The sequence below is a fragment of the Pseudomonas sp. WS 5078 genome, assembly GCF_012985745.1.
GTDB classification, from domain to species: Bacteria; Pseudomonadota; Gammaproteobacteria; order Pseudomonadales; family Pseudomonadaceae; genus Aquipseudomonas; species Aquipseudomonas lundensis_A.
This window is the reverse complement of record NZ_JAAQWX010000006.1, coordinates 46,198-60,162: the sequence shown is the minus strand read 5'-3', so window position 1 is coordinate 60,162 and position 13,965 is coordinate 46,198. Positions and strand designations below refer to the sequence as shown.

Here is a 13,965-nt window from a genome sequence, read left to right as displayed (position 1 = left end):
GTTTTACTCAACCCAGCTGTAAACCGGTGAGTCGGCGCCGCTCACCACTTTCACTTCGCGGCTATGGCGCAGACGCACCAACAGGCGTTTTCCCGCCCCTGTGCTGCCGGTCAAAGCCTCCAGTTGCTCCAACAACTGCGGCCCGGTCATTTGTCCGGCCTTACGCAGTATGTCTTTGGTCATTTCCCACACCGTGTCGTCCTGACTCACCGGGGGGCTGACGACTGCAGCATGGCCGGGCGCAGACGTTTTAATCTGCCCACCCAACTGCGCCCACTCCGCCTCATCCAGTTCAACCGTCAAGTCGACGGGCCAATCGCCTATTGTTCCGCGAATCCGCACCATTGCAGGGCTCCTCAAGTTTCATGTGCGCATGCTCCCATGCGTCTTGCGTAACGCCAAGCACACGGGCAAACTCTCGCGGTCGCGTTATAAGATTACATAACAAAACAATCATCCATTTCTTGCTGGAGTCATGCTATGCGTCGTTTGCTGCTCGCTTTGCCGTTCGCTTTATTACCGCTGGCCGTGGTGCACGCGGCTCAAGCGCATGATCACGAACATGGCAGCCTTGCCCCCCATGAACACGGCGTCGGCACATTGAATGTGGCACTTGACGACAACACACTGGAACTGGACCTCGACAGCCCTGCGATGAACCTGGTGGGGTTTGAACACGCGGCCACTACCGATGCAGACAAAGCCAGCGTTGCGGCCGCCAAGGCCCGACTGGAAAACCCGCTGACTCTGTTCAACCTGCCGCCGGCGGCAAAGTGTGTGGTTGAGGCGCAGGAACTCAACAGCCCGTTGTTCGACCCCGCACCTGAAGAAGGCGCGAGCAAGGCCAAGACTGAACATCACCACAGCGATGTCGAAGCACACTACGCGTTTACCTGCGCCGAACCGGGCCAGTTGAAAAACCTCGACTTCGGCACGTTTTTCAAGACATTCCCCGGGACCCACACATTCAAGGTACAACTGATCGGTCCGAACGGTCAGCAAGCAGTCAACGTGTCAGCGAAAGCGCCGACGCTGACGTTCTGACTACGGCCAGTGGCTGGTGCAGCTCTTTAGCAGGCTGCGCCAGTGACACCCACTTTTCCCGACATTGCAGGCGATTCTGACGACCCATGACCCAAGCACTCATCGAGCTGAGCGACCTGACTTTTAGTTGGCCGGGCCATCCCGTGCTGCTGGACATCCCCGAATTCAGCCTGCAGGCCGGCGAAACCCTGTTTCTCAAAGGCCCCAGCGGCAGCGGCAAAACCACCTTGCTGGGTTTGCTGGGAGGCGTGCAAAAAGCCGACCACGGCTCAATCCGTTTACTGGGCCAGGAACTGAGTGAATTGGGTTCTGGCGCACGCGACCGTTTTCGCGTCGATCACACGGGTTACATCTTCCAGCAATTTAACTTGCTGCCGTTTTTGTCCGTGCGTGAAAACGTGGAACTGCCTTGCCACTTTTCCAAACTGCGGGCCAGCCGCGCCGCTCAGCGTCATGGCAGTGTCGACAAGGCCGCGCACACCTTGCTCGCCCACTTGGGCCTTAAAGACCCGGCGTTGCTGGAGCGACGAGCCGACTCGCTGTCCATCGGCCAGCAACAACGGGTGGCCGCCGCCCGCGCACTGATCGGCCAACCCGCACTGGTAATCGCTGACGAGCCCACCTCGGCCCTTGACGCCGATGCACGCGAAGCCTTCATTCAGTTGTTGTTCGCCGAATGCCGCGAAGCAGGCGCCAGCCTGTTGTTCGTCAGCCACGATCAAAGCCTGGCCCCGCTATTCGACCGCAACCTGTCGTTGTCTGAACTCAATCGTGCCGCCGCCCCGGCAGAGGTCTGAGATGTATTTGTTTCGTCTTGCGCTGGCCAGTCTGGCCAACCGCCGCTTTACCGCCCTGCTGACGGCGTTCGCGATTGCCTTGTCCGTGTGTTTGTTGCTGGCCGTGGAGCGGGTGCGTACCGAGGCCCGTGCCAGCTTTGCCAGCACCATCAGCGGCACCGACCTGATCGTCGGCGCCCGCTCGGGGTCGGTGAATTTGCTGCTGTATTCGGTGTTCCGCATTGGCAATGCCACCAACAACATTCGCTGGGACAGCTTTGAACACTTCGCCACTAACCCCAAGGTGAAATGGGCGATCCCCATGTCGCTGGGTGACTCCCACCGCGGCTACCGGGTCATGGGCACCAGCGAAGCCTATTTTGAGCACTATCAATACGGTCACCGGCAAAATCTGCAGTTGGCCGAGGGCCGCGCCTTTGCCTCCGACCCTTTTGAAGTGGTGCTTGGCGCCGAGGTCGCACAGGCGCTGCACTACAAACTGGGTGACAAACTGGTGCTGGCCCACGGTGTCGCAGCCGTGAGTCTGGTTAAGCACGACGACAAACCCTTCACAGTGGTCGGCATTCTCAAACGCACGGGTACGCCAGTGGACCGCACGCTGCACATCAGCCTGGGCGGCATGGAGGCCATTCACATCGACTGGCACAACGGCGTGCCCGCTCGTGGCGCAGGTCGTGTGACGGCCGACCAAGCCCGCAACATGGACCTCACGCCTCAGGCCATCACGGCTTTCATGCTGGGGCTGAACAGCAAGATTTCGACCTTTGCCTTGCAGCGTGAAATTAACGAATACCGGGGCGAACCGATGATGGCCATTTTGCCCGGCGTCGCCTTGCAAGAACTGTGGAGCCTGATGAGCACCGCTGAAAAAGCCTTGTTTGTGGTATCGCTGTTTGTGGTGCTAACTGGGTTGATCGGCATGCTGACCGCGATTTTGACCAGCCTCAATGAGCGACGCCGCGAAATGGCGATCCTGCGATCAGTTGGCGCCCGCCCGTGGCACATCGCTACCCTGCTGGTATTCGAAGCCTTGGCATTGGCGCTGAGCGGTGTAGTGGCAGGCATGGCCCTGTTGTATGTGGGTATCGCGCTGGCGCAAGGTTACGTGCAATCGAACTACGGACTGTATTTACCACTGGCTTGGCCGAGCGAATATGAATGGACCCTGCTGGCAGGTATTCTGGCCGCCGCCCTGTTAATGGGCTGCGTGCCCGCCTGGCGCGCTTACCGCCAATCGCTGGCCGATGGCCTGTCCATTCGCTTATGAGCCTGTGTATGAAAAAGTCCGTCTTGCCACGCGTACTGCTAGCCCTGTTACTGATGGTTTCAACCCCTGTGTGGGCAGCCGAACCGAAGGAGTTGACGTGGTCGGAGATGATTCCGCCTGATGCAGCGCCCGAAGTGCCGGAGATGGCGCCGATGCATGACCTGTCGCAGTTGGGCAATCTTGACCCCGAGGCAGCGCCTGCGGCGGCGCAGAGCATGCCCAATGCGCCGGTAGTGCCTGCACTGGACGGGCAAAACATTCGTCTGCCGGGGTACATCGTGCCCCTGGAGGTCAACGAAGAAGGCCGCACCACGGAGTTTTTGCTGGTGCCGTATTTCGGCGCCTGCATCCATGTCCCGCCGCCGCCCTCGAACCAGATCGTGCACGTGACTAGTAAAGTCGGGGTCAAGCTGGACGAGCTGTATCAGCCGTACTGGATCGAAGGCGCGTTGCAGGTCAAGCCGAGCAGCAGCGAGCTGGCCGATGCCGGGTATCAGATGGACGCACAGAAAATCTATGTGTACGAATTGCCAGAGTAATCGCCAGTCACGCCCGTCTCGGCTTCCGGGCCCAGTAATGGCAGGCCGCGACAGCGATTAAAGAGTGGTGCTTTGCGGGTTAGTTCACGAAATTTTCACAATTTTTCAACCCATCGTCGTTTCATTGAGCTGGGTCAACAGAGTGGCTCGGAGCGCTCATTACCATTGGTTATATAAATTTTAAATATCCAATTGGAGCTCCCATGCACAAGTCTTTGCTCAGCGCAGCGGCACTTGCCCTTGCCGTCGTTGCCCCGCTTGCCCACGCGCACACTGAAGGCGACATTATCGTCCGTGCCGGTGCAATTACGGTTAACCCGAAAGCCGACAGCTCCAGCGTAAAAGTGGATCAGGGTCCGCTGGCGGGTCGCGATCTGGGCGGCAAGGCAACCATGAGCAGCGACACCCAATTGGGTCTCAACTTTGCCTACATGGTCACCAACAACATCGGTATCGAGTTGCTGGCCGCGACCCCCTTCGAGCATGACGTGAAAATCAAAGGCACCGGCCTGGACGCGGCCAACGGCAAACTGGGTACCCTCAAGCACTTGCCACCGACCTTGAGCGTTGTGTACTACCCACTGGACTCCAAGTCTGCGTTCCAACCGTACGTGGGTGCCGGTATCAACTACACCTGGATTTATGACGAACACGTGGGCAGCCGCGCCAGCGCTGCGGGCTTCGATAACTTCAAAGCAAAAAACTCGTGGGGCATGGCCTGGCAAATCGGTGCTGACTACATGCTGACCGACAACATCATGATCAACGCCCAGGCGCGCTACATCGACATCGATACCCGCGCTACCGTAGAAAACAACGGCGTTGCGCCTGGCACTCGTGCCAAGGTCAACGTTGACGTGGATCCATGGGTTTACATGGTTGGCCTGGGTTACAAGTTCTAAGCAATCCCCGGACATAAAAAAGGCGCCTTTCGAGGCGCCTTTTTCATTTGCAGCGTGTATTAGCGACCCAACAAACGCGCCAGGCCTTCACTCATCGGCGTGGTCTCGCCCAGCTTGAAACGCTGTAACAGGCGGCTGTTATCAGCACGCGAATGCCGAATGTCACCGGAGCGCGCCGGGGCGTAGCTGATCGGTGGCAACTCGCCGACCACTTCGCTCAAAGCGGCCAACATTTGCTTGAGGGTCGTGGCTTTGTTCAGGCCCACGTTGACCGCGCCTTCTTCCACGTGTCCGGCTTCGACTGCCTGCACCAGAATCTTCACCAAATCGCCCACATACACAAAGTCGCGGGTTTGTTCACCATCGCCAAAGATGGTGATGGGCAGGCCTTTTTCAGCACGTTCACTGAAAATGCTGATCACCCCCGAGTACGGCGAAGAGGGATCCTGACGCGGCCCGAAGATGTTGAAGAAGCGGAAAATCACCGGCTCCAGACCGTGCTGGCGACGGTAGAAGTCCAGATAGTATTCGCTCGACAGTTTGTCCGAAGCATACGGGGTGAGCGGCGCTTTAGCTGTGTCTTCAACAATTGACTCGCCTTCGCCGTTGTTGCCATAGACCGCTGCACTGGACGCAAAGACCACGCGTTTGACGCCCGCTTCGCGCATGGCTTCGCAGACGTTCAAGGTGCCGACAAAATTGCTCTGGTGAGTGCGTACGGGGTCATCCACCGATGCCTGCACCGACGCCACTGCCGCCAGGTGCACCACGGCACGGCAGCCGGCCATGGTTTTGGCGACCAACGCGGCATCAGCCACATCACCTTCGATCAGTTCAACCCTGGAGTTGTCCAGAGGCAGGTTGCTGCGCTTGCCGGTGGAAAGGTCATCCAGGATGCGCACTGCGTAGCCTTTGGCCAGCAATGCATCGACCAGATTAGAACCAATAAACCCGGCACCGCCGGTTACGAGAATGGGGGCATCAGCCATGACGATAAAACCTGTCCAGTAGGGCCGGGATGCCAGCGCGCCAGGCGCGGGGCTTGATCCCGAAGGTATGCAGAATTTTTTTGCACGCCAGCACCGCATGCTGCGGTTCCTCGGCGGCATCGGGGCGCGCGGCGTGCGCTTGAGGCGTCGGCGCTTCAATGGCCAGCGGGTGCAGATTGCGCGCCTCGGTCAGAATGGCCTGCCCCAGTGCCAGCGGCGTGGTGGCCTCGTGACCGGCGTAGTGATAGGTGCCCCACAACGGCGCCGCACAGTCGAGTTGTTTGAGCACCGAGATAATCACCCGGGCTGCGTCATCGACCGGGGTGGGATTGCCGCGACGGTCATCGGCCATCAGCAATTCCCCCGGTTTTTCAGCCTGGGCCAGAAAGCGCCCCAACGCGCCATCCGGGCTGTCATCAAGCAGCCAGCCAAAACGCAGCAAGACGTGCTGCGGGCAAATCGCCCGCACCGTTTGCTCAATGCGCCATAAGGCCTGGCCGCGCAAGCCCAGCGGGACAGGCTCGTCTTTCTCGCTGTAAGCAGTGGCCCGGGAGCCATCGAACACGCGGTAGCTGGAAGGCTGTATTAGCGTGATGCCGTGGTGCTGGCACAGTTCGGCCAGACGCTCGACAGCGCGCTCCTGGGCAGTCAGGCGAGACTCGCTGACAGACTGCGCCTGAAACCAGTCGAAGTAGTAGGCAAGATTGATGACGGCGTCCGGTCGGGTGTCATCGAGCAGTTGGGTCAGACTCGCAGCATCCCAACCGTCTTGCGGCGGACGCGGGGCCAGGAAGTTGATGTCTTCCTCGGCACCCAGACGAATCAGCGCCTGCCCGAGAGCATTTCCGCCGCCCAACAACATAAGGCGCATTCGCATAGAGTGTGCAGGCTCAGTCTATTCAGAACGGTGATGTATACCAGAAAACCAACCGTACAAGCCGTTGGCCATGATCAAGACCCCCGCATTTTGCGGGTTTCTGTGCGTGTCGTCACTGACAAACTGCATCAGCGTCCTACACCGTTTATAGCGATGACGGTGGTTCATCGCTCAGTACCAACGTCGGTCGATGGGGCGCTGCCTGCGCTGCCTGAGACGGGGCAAGCGCGTTCAGGGGGGCAAGCAACGCCTGTGGATAGGTTTGCGCAAAGTGAACGTCCTCAGACTTATCCACAAGCTTTTTCAAGCGATCGTTAAAGGCACGTGTGATGGTGCTTTGTGCACCGGACATGGTGCGAAATTGCGCCGTAACGGTCACGCCATCGAGGTTCATGCTATCGACCCCGAACACGGTCAGCGAACCTTGCAGGCTGAGGCTTAGCAGTGGGTCATCACTGATCTGGCGCCCCGCTTCGCGAATCAGGTCGGTGGCTTTGTCGATGTCCGTGGCGTAAGTGAATTGCACAGAAAAGAACGCATAGGCGAACTGACGGGAATGGTTGACCACGGCCTTGATCTGGCCGAAGGGCACCGAGTGCACGAAGCCGCGGCTGTCACGCAAACGCAAGGTGCGGATGGTCAGGCCTTCCACGGTGCCCGCGTGATTGGCATCGACCACAACCCAGTCACCGACCGAAATGGTGTCTTCAATAATGATGAACAGGCCGGTGATTACATCCTGAACCAATTGCTGTGAACCAAAACCGATCGCCAGACCGATCACCCCGGCTCCGGCCAGAAACGGCGCAACGTTTACCCCAAGATTGGCCATTGTGGTAATGGTGCAGACCACCACCAGAATCACTTTGATGGCATTGCGCATCAGCGGCAGGATGGTCTTGATTCGCGTGCTTGGCTCCCGCGTGCCCCGCCGGTTGGTGTTGGGCTGCAGGGCTTGTTGAATCGCTGTGTCCAGCACCACCCAGGTCAGCCACGTCACCAGCAGGATCAACAGGATATGCCCGAGGGAATCGCTAATGACCTTGCCGGTATTACTATCAGACGCAAACGCCAACAGCGAGAAGCCCCAGATTTGCGCCAGCAGCTCAATGAATGTCACGGCCAGCGCGATACGCAACAGCGCGTACAGCACGGTCATCAAACGCTCCCGGTACGCACCGTTACGGCTGGCATGGGTACTGAACCAGTGATGCAAAATCGTGCTCAGGAACACGGTGCCGATCAACAGCCCGGAGGTCAGTAACGCGTTGCGTAACGCCTGCTCGCTGCCCTCACCCACGCCAATCAAATTAAGCATCGAAACCAGAAGCATCAGCAGGATCGGCCAGTACCAGAGCACAGAGAAAATACGCAACGACTCTTGAAGCGCTGGCTGCCCCAAGCGCTGCGCCAGCGCACGGTCGCGGATCAGGTGCGCCACTGGACGCCTCAGCTTGATGGCCAAAAAGGCAAAAATGAAACAGGCGATTAATCCCGTAACCACCGACAGGCAACTGGCAAGGTTGCCCCCGAGTTGTGGGGCGATTTGCGGACTGTTCATTGCATCGCTGAACGCAGCAAAAAAGCCGATCAGGAACAAGGGGCGCATCGAGTAGCGACGAATGATTTCCACGGCCCGTCGCTTGTGGCCGACATAAAACATGGCGCTCAGTGACAGCACCAGAGCCGCGCAAAAGACGCCGGCGCTGCTGGCATACGAAAGGCTCAGTGCCAGCGAACGGCCCATGGAATCCTGCAGAAAGCGGCTCGCGTACAGCGTGACCGGCAAGGCAATCAACGCCGGGATCAGATAAGCAACCATGTAGCGGGTTAGCGTCTGCAGGCGGGGACGATTCCTCAGGGGCCGGGTCGCGCTCACATGACGCGCCACCAGACGCCCGCCAACCATCGCGGCAGCAAAGACGCCTATCCACACCGCGGATAACCACAGGAAATCTCCTACCCCGCTCCAGGAGGGATGGGTCGAGGCCTGCTCCAGCAAGACACCGACCTCATCGGCCGCCCGCTCGGTGCGCAAGCGCCAGGTATCGAACACGTGCACGCTCAGCCCGAGCTGGCCTTGCATTTCATCCATGCCAGCACCCAAAGCGCCAAGCAATCCGCCGTCCACCAATACGGGCGGCTTGCCGTCGGTTTCCTCAGCTTTGATAACGGACGACAGCGTAGGGGCTGCCTGCGCGAATCCAATGCCTGTGAGCAACAGGATGAAAAGCAAAAATACGGGTTTGAAATGAGACAAAACCGGGGTGACCTCCTGGACGTCTGTAGTCAACTGATCGATAGGGTTCAGCGAAGTTCGATTTCAGTTGCCTTGCTATTTTCTGGTTACAGCGTAGTCAATCACTTGGAAGACTTCGCACCTTCGCCAGAAAACCTTCTTACAGATCACTCAGAGAAACCCTTCGATAGCGTTTTACGCCGTCAACGCCGCCCCTAACGCGTCCAGCAATACGCTGACCTTGGCTTGGGATTGGCGGCGCTTGAGCCACAGCAAATGGATGGGCGATCCGTCCGTAGCCAGATGTGCCAACACTTGCACCAGTGTTCCCTGCGCCAGCGCGTCTTGCACCAACCAGGTCGGCAGCTGGGCGATGCCGTGTCCAGCCAGCACCGCAGCGGCTTGCCCCTCGCCATCACCAATAGCGATGTGCGCGGGCAACATCCGGCGCTCCCGACCACCGTGCGCCCCGGCGAACCACCATGGGTTGACGCTCCCGTCCGCGCGGCCATACATCACGCAATGGTGGTGCTGCAAATCCTGCTCAGTCCGAGGAACGCCTTGGCGGAGCAAATAATCGGGCGAGGCACAAAACACCAGGCGCTCGGTCCCCAGATAACGTCGGCCCAACGCTTGCGACAGCAGGTCCGGCCCGCCTATACGCACGACAATGTCGATGTCCTCTTCAACCGGGTCCACATAACGGTCCGAAAACGAAATATGCGGCTGCAGCAACCCATGTTCGCGCGCACAGCGCAAAATGGCCCCCAGCGCATGAAGGCGACCATAGGCGGCGGGCAAGTCGATGCGCACACGGCCCATGGGCTCGGTGCTGTGCGCATGCAGGGATAACTCCGCTTCCTCCAGCTCACCCAGCACATGGGTGCAGGTTCGGTAAAACCTCACACCTGCATCAGTCAGCGACAACGTGCGGGTGGTTCGAGTGAACAGTCGGGTGTCCAGCCGTGATTCCAGCCGGGCGATGGCTTTGCTAATGGCCGAACGCGTAAGGTTCAAACGCTCAGCAGCACCTGTAAAGCTACCGGTTTCAGCAACAGACACGAAAACGTCCAGCCCTTTTAACCGTTCTGAAGAAAACATCGCGCCTCGATATTGGGGAATTGAATTCATCTGATTGCGTAGTTTATAGCCGCAATCTGAATTTATTTCTCCAATAAGCTAACGCACTGTTTTTTTAGAGCGTCTCCCCATGCCCTCTTCACCTCAGGCCCATTCCACGGCCGCTCCTACAACGTCTTCACACACGGCAGTTCAAATCGCCATTATGGCCATTGCAGCCTTTGTGATTGTGACCACCGAGTTTCTGATCATCGGCCTCTTGCCTGCGTTGGCGCGGGACTTGAATGTCTCGGTTACGCTCGCAGGCCAGTTGGTGACGTTATTTGCCTTCACGGTGATGCTGTTCGGTCCGATTCTGACGGCGCGACTGGCCCATATTGACCGCAGGAAGTTGTTCACCTTTATCTTGCTGGTGTTTGCCGCGTCGAATGCGCTGGCAGCGGTGTCCGCCAATATCTGGATCTTGGCGATTGCGAGGTTTGTTCCTGCACTGCTTTTGCCCGTTTTCTGGGGCACGGCAAGTGAAACAGCCGGCCAACTCGCTGGCCCGGCTAATGCTGGGAAAGCGGTGGCGAACGTGTACATGGGTATTTCAGCAGCCCTTGTTTTCGGCATCCCGCTGGGCACGCTGGCGGCGGACGCCATTGGCTGGCGTGGCAGCTTCTGGATGTTGGCCGCCCTCTGCCTGTTAATCGCCGGGCTTATGCGCAGCTATATGCCAACTTTGCCCGGCGCGCCCCAGCGCAATCAGGGTGAAAAACAAACGCTCATTTTCAAAGACCCACGCTTTATCGCCCATGTCGCGCTGTCTGTTCTGACCTTCACAGCCATGTTCACGGCCTACACCTACCTCGCAGATACCCTCGAAAGTCTCGCGGGTATTTCGCCAGGTCATGTGGGTTGGTGGCTAATGGGCTTTGGCGCCGTCGGCATGCTTGGCAACCACATCGGTGGGCGCATGGTAGATCACAGCCCACTGGGCTCAAGCGTGGTATTTCTCTGTCTGCTTGCGGCAGGCATGCTGGCTGCCACGCCATTGGCGGCACAACACACAGGCTTGATTGTCGCGCTGGCCGTGTGGGGCATTGCCTATACCGCACTGTTCCCGATTTGCCAGGTCCGGGTCATGCGGGCGGGGGCGAAAGCTCAGGCATTGGCCGCGACGATGAACATTTCAGCCGCCAATGCGGGTATCGGGTTAGGCGCAATCATCGGCGGCCTGGGGATTCGGCATTATGGGCTGGAGTCTCTGGGAGTCATTTCAACGGGTATTGCTGGCGTCGCAATTGTGCTTGCTGTCCTGTTGATGCGACGTCGTTAAGCGCGGTTAAAAAGCTCATCCCTGAACGGCGGTGAGCTTTTTGAAAACTGATGTGCCTGGCAAGACCTGACAGAGCCATCGGGTTTACCACAGCGCGATATCGTAAGTAAGGTAAAGACGATTACTGTCCCTGCCTCTGGCAACATCAGAACGGTATACATAATTTCGAACTTTTAAGCCCACGCCTTTAAGTGGCCCGCTTTGTACAACATACGCCAGCTCTGCGTCGCGCTCATGTTCGTGCAACTGCGCAGATCCAGCCTTGCTATTTTTTCCACTCAAATAGCGACCCGATAGCGTCAAGCCCGGCATGCCCACCCTTGAAAAGTCATACCCATAACTGAGCATCCAAGTCCTTTCATCTTCATGAATGAACTTACCTATTCCGGCGTTGCTGAAGGAATAGACGGTCGCACCCGTGATGTACGGTAAATCGGCCTGGCCATTGAGTACTTGATAACCGGCGCTCACTCGATGGCCTGCGATTGAGTAGCTCAGCAGGCTACTGAGCAGGGTATTGTCAATTTCGCCTGCCTTCTGTGTACCGGCGCCGACACTACGGAAATAACGTAAATCGGTCGTTAATACGCCAGCTCCCCATGGCCGGTCGTGCTGAACTGAGGCGACATGCTGCCTGTAAAAGTTATCCAACTGCCCGTAGAAGTACCCCAAACGGGTATGTTCACTCAGTGTGTATTCGCCGCCTATGTATGAGAATGTTGAGCCTCGCCCCGTGAAACCGTTCGGTGTAATCGAACGGCTATCCGAGGAGTCCCTTAACTTGAATTGATTCAGGCGCCCCCCCGACAGTGTCAAATTATCGATGTCGGTGCTAGTGAACAGTGTTCCCTGATAAGACTGAGGTAAAAGGCGCGCATCGTTGTAGATCAATACCGGTGTCTTGGGCAATACAGATCCGTGTTGGACGGTGGACTGCGCAAAGCGGATTTTACCCGCGACTCCCAGGCTGGAGAATTCATCGGCGGCTTGTCCATCTGAATGCACTGCAAGCAAACCGGTGCCACTGCGCCCTCTGCCAGAGTCCAGCTTGAAACCTGCCAGACCTAATGCATCTATTCCAAATCCAATCGTGCCCGGCGTAAAACCGGACTTGAAGTCTACTAAAAAACCTTGAGCCCACTCTGTTCGCTCACTCTTCGCGTTTTTAACAGCGCGGGGGCTCAGTCCGTTCTCATCCCGGAAATTTTCGTTGAAGTAAATGTTTCGTAATTGAAGCTTCAAATGGCTCCCTTCAATAAACTCCGTAGCGTTTGAAGTAATTATCGGTAAAGCACTCAGGGACGTCGCAAGGACACCACGCAGTAAAATTTTTTTCATGGCACGACTCTTTTTTATTATTGGCGCTGCACCGGGTCTGCAACCCGAATGGGTTGTTAGGCGAAAAACATCAGACCCAAAGCGTCAACGCGCCCGTTAGAAGTGCGATAGCGGTCACAACGAGCGAAGTGAGAACCGCCCACTTGCACGCTGCTTTCTGAAAATCACCGATATGGCAGTCGAGCATGCCCATCAGCAGCAACGTAGAGGCGACCAGAGGGCTCATCAAATGAACGGGCTGGCCCAAAATTGAGGCCCGTGCAATTTCCAGGGGGCTAATGCCGTAGATAGCTGCCGCATTGGCAAGGATGGGGACAACGCCGAAGTAATACGCGTCATTGGACAGGACAAAGGTCAGCGGCATGCTGGTGATGGCCACAATAAGAGGAAACAGATGGCCCCAGTCGGGCGGGATCCACTCCACTAACGTTTGTGCCAAGGCATCAACCATCTTGGTGCCTGAGAAAATCCCCGCAAATATACCGGCACCCAATACCAGCACAACCACCGTCATGGCGTTGCCGGAGTGGGCGAGAAGGCGCTCTTTTTGTATATCCAGTTGTGGGTAATTGATCATTAATGCACACACAAACCCGATCAAAAACAGGATGGCAGAGTGCATCAGCCCCATTACCAAAGCAGTCATAACGGCGATGACCAGCATCAAGTTGATGTAGGCCAGCCGGGGGCGCTTATGCGGGGTATCGTTCAGGATGGCTTTGATGTAACAGTCGCTACCACCGCTTGGTAAAAGCACATTGCCAATACGTTTGCGTTCTCCCCGTCCCAATAGGAAGGCGGTGAATACAACCCAGAATGCACCACCGATCATGGTGGGCAATAACGGGATGAAATATTCCCCCGCATCAAGCCCCAGCGCCGCTATCGCTCGCGTGGCCGGGCCGCCCCACGGGGTCATACCGCTCATGATGCTCAGTGACAACATCGCAATGATGCCGAGGATCATGGGGTTCATACCAATACGCTTGTATAAGGGCAACATTGCAGCGCAGGTGATCATGTACGTGGTCGTGCCGTCCCCATCCAGCGCAACGGTCAATGACAACAGTGCAGTGCCCACAGCAATCTTCATCGGGTCACCATTAACCCGTTTCAGGATTTTGCGGATCAACGGGTCAAACAGGCCTGCATCAATCATCACGCCAAAGAAAAGAATGGCAAATAACAATAATGCAGCCGAAGGCGCGACCATTTTCACGCCGTCCAGCATCATCTTTCCGGTTGTACCGCCGAAACCTCCAATCAGCGCAAATACAAGCGGAACCAGTGTCAAGGCAACTATCGGTGACAGGCGCTTGGTCATGATCAGGAACGTGAACACAACCACCATGGCCAACCCCAGGAAGGCGAGCATAGAGTATTCTCTTATTGTTATAGATGAAGTAATCGACGTCTAAGTACTAAGCGGCGTCTAACTGTTATTGAGCCCCTGCTCAGTAGGCGTGCCCATCATGAACTGTATGGACGTTATACAGCGGTACATAATTACAGGCCCATCACTCAGCGAATGAATGATATTCATGGCATCACCTCTTTTAGTGTTGTTTGATG

13 protein-coding genes are annotated in these 13,965 nt (G+C 57.2%); 6 read left to right on the top strand and 7 right to left on the bottom strand.

The window, feature by feature from the left end; translation table 11 throughout:
* Positions 1 to 3: 3 nt before the first annotated feature.
* On the bottom strand, positions 4 to 345 hold the full coding sequence (locus tag HBN68_RS10170; RefSeq protein ID WP_094992127.1) for a hypothetical protein: 342 nt from the start codon (positions 343 to 345) through the stop codon (positions 4 to 6).
* 135 nt (positions 346 to 480) lie between these two features.
* On the opposite strand from HBN68_RS10170, the gene HBN68_RS10165 reads away from it, so the two are divergent.
* The 5 genes from HBN68_RS10165 to HBN68_RS10145 all read left to right on the top strand — a co-directional run bounded on the left by HBN68_RS10165 (position 481) and on the right by HBN68_RS10145 (position 4,549).
* Positions 481 to 1,044 carry a DUF2796 domain-containing protein gene (locus HBN68_RS10165; RefSeq protein WP_169963927.1) on the top strand — a complete coding sequence of 188 codons (564 nt, stop codon included), beginning with the start codon at positions 481 to 483 and terminating at the stop codon, positions 1,042 to 1,044.
* An 86-nt stretch (positions 1,045 to 1,130) separates the two neighbouring features.
* On the top strand, positions 1,131 to 1,841 hold the full coding sequence (locus HBN68_RS10160; protein ID WP_169963924.1) for an ABC transporter ATP-binding protein: 711 nt from the start codon (positions 1,131 to 1,133) through the stop codon (positions 1,839 to 1,841).
* Position 1,842: 1 nt separating this feature from the next.
* Positions 1,843 to 3,108 (top strand): ABC transporter permease, encoded by a 1,266-nt coding sequence (locus HBN68_RS10155; RefSeq protein ID WP_169963922.1) that lies wholly within the window; start codon positions 1,843 to 1,845, stop codon positions 3,106 to 3,108.
* Between the two features lie 8 nt (positions 3,109 to 3,116).
* A complete protein-coding gene (locus HBN68_RS10150) occupies positions 3,117 to 3,647 on the top strand; it encodes a DUF3299 domain-containing protein (protein WP_094992123.1) in 531 nt (176 codons plus the stop codon).
* A gap of 203 nt (positions 3,648 to 3,850) precedes the next feature.
* On the top strand, positions 3,851 to 4,549 hold the full coding sequence (locus HBN68_RS10145; protein WP_169963919.1) for an OmpW family outer membrane protein: 699 nt from the start codon (positions 3,851 to 3,853) through the stop codon (positions 4,547 to 4,549).
* Positions 4,550 to 4,608: 59 nt separating this feature from the next.
* On the opposite strand, the gene HBN68_RS10140 is transcribed toward HBN68_RS10145, so the two are convergent.
* The 4 genes from HBN68_RS10140 to HBN68_RS10125 all read right to left on the bottom strand — a co-directional run bounded on the left by HBN68_RS10140 (position 4,609) and on the right by HBN68_RS10125 (position 9,755).
* Positions 4,609 to 5,538 (bottom strand): NAD-dependent epimerase/dehydratase family protein, encoded by a 930-nt coding sequence (locus HBN68_RS10140; protein WP_169963917.1) that lies wholly within the window; start codon positions 5,536 to 5,538, stop codon positions 4,609 to 4,611.
* On the bottom strand, positions 5,531 to 6,415 hold the full coding sequence (locus HBN68_RS10135; protein WP_169963915.1) for a sugar nucleotide-binding protein: 885 nt from the start codon (positions 6,413 to 6,415) through the stop codon (positions 5,531 to 5,533). The genes HBN68_RS10140 and HBN68_RS10135 overlap by 8 nt, the downstream gene beginning before the upstream one ends.
* A gap of 145 nt (positions 6,416 to 6,560) precedes the next feature.
* The gene (locus HBN68_RS10130; protein WP_169963913.1) at positions 6,561 to 8,675 is read right to left on the bottom strand and encodes a mechanosensitive ion channel family protein; all 2,115 of its coding nucleotides are present in this window, start codon (positions 8,673 to 8,675) and stop codon (positions 6,561 to 6,563) included.
* Positions 8,676 to 8,849: 174 nt separating this feature from the next.
* Positions 8,850 to 9,755 (bottom strand): LysR substrate-binding domain-containing protein, encoded by a 906-nt coding sequence (locus tag HBN68_RS10125; protein ID WP_169891937.1) that lies wholly within the window; start codon positions 9,753 to 9,755, stop codon positions 8,850 to 8,852.
* A gap of 109 nt (positions 9,756 to 9,864) precedes the next feature.
* On the opposite strand from HBN68_RS10125, the gene HBN68_RS10120 reads away from it, so the two are divergent.
* Entirely contained in the window at positions 9,865 to 11,055 is a 1,191-nt protein-coding gene (locus tag HBN68_RS10120) for an MFS transporter (RefSeq protein ID WP_169891939.1), read from the top strand.
* An 84-nt stretch (positions 11,056 to 11,139) separates the two neighbouring features.
* On the opposite strand, the gene HBN68_RS10115 is transcribed toward HBN68_RS10120, so the two are convergent.
* Positions 11,140 to 12,393 carry an OprD family porin gene (locus tag HBN68_RS10115; protein WP_169963911.1) on the bottom strand — a complete coding sequence of 418 codons (1,254 nt, stop codon included), beginning with the start codon at positions 12,391 to 12,393 and terminating at the stop codon, positions 11,140 to 11,142.
* Between the two features lie 70 nt (positions 12,394 to 12,463).
* A complete protein-coding gene (locus HBN68_RS10110; protein WP_070411090.1) occupies positions 12,464 to 13,768 on the bottom strand; it encodes a citrate:proton symporter in 1,305 nt (434 codons plus the stop codon).
* Positions 13,769 to 13,965: the final 197 nt, after the last annotated feature.

Coding starts and splice junctions, on each gene's coding strand:
- HBN68_RS10165 (WP_169963927.1), top strand. CDS start 481: ATGCGTCGTTTGCTGCTCGCTTTGCCGTTCGCTTTATTACCGCTGGCC.
- HBN68_RS10155 (WP_169963922.1), top strand. CDS start 1,843: ATGTATTTGTTTCGTCTTGCGCTGGCCAGTCTGGCCAACCGCCGCTTT.
- HBN68_RS10125 (WP_169891937.1), bottom strand. CDS start 9,755: ATGTTTTCTTCAGAACGGTTAAAAGGGCTGGACGTTTTCGTGTCTGTT.
- HBN68_RS10120 (WP_169891939.1), top strand. CDS start 9,865: ATGCCCTCTTCACCTCAGGCCCATTCCACGGCCGCTCCTACAACGTCT.
- HBN68_RS10170 (WP_094992127.1), bottom strand. CDS start 345: ATGGTGCGGATTCGCGGAACAATAGGCGATTGGCCCGTCGACTTGACG.
- HBN68_RS10135 (WP_169963915.1), bottom strand. CDS start 6,415: ATGCGAATGCGCCTTATGTTGTTGGGCGGCGGAAATGCTCTCGGGCAG.
- HBN68_RS10145 (WP_169963919.1), top strand. CDS start 3,851: ATGCACAAGTCTTTGCTCAGCGCAGCGGCACTTGCCCTTGCCGTCGTT.
- HBN68_RS10140 (WP_169963917.1), bottom strand. CDS start 5,538: ATGGCTGATGCCCCCATTCTCGTAACCGGCGGTGCCGGGTTTATTGGT.
- HBN68_RS10110 (WP_070411090.1), bottom strand. CDS start 13,768: ATGCTCGCCTTCCTGGGGTTGGCCATGGTGGTTGTGTTCACGTTCCTG.
- HBN68_RS10160 (WP_169963924.1), top strand. CDS start 1,131: ATGACCCAAGCACTCATCGAGCTGAGCGACCTGACTTTTAGTTGGCCG.
- HBN68_RS10115 (WP_169963911.1), bottom strand. CDS start 12,393: ATGAAAAAAATTTTACTGCGTGGTGTCCTTGCGACGTCCCTGAGTGCT.
- HBN68_RS10150 (WP_094992123.1), top strand. CDS start 3,117: ATGAAAAAGTCCGTCTTGCCACGCGTACTGCTAGCCCTGTTACTGATG.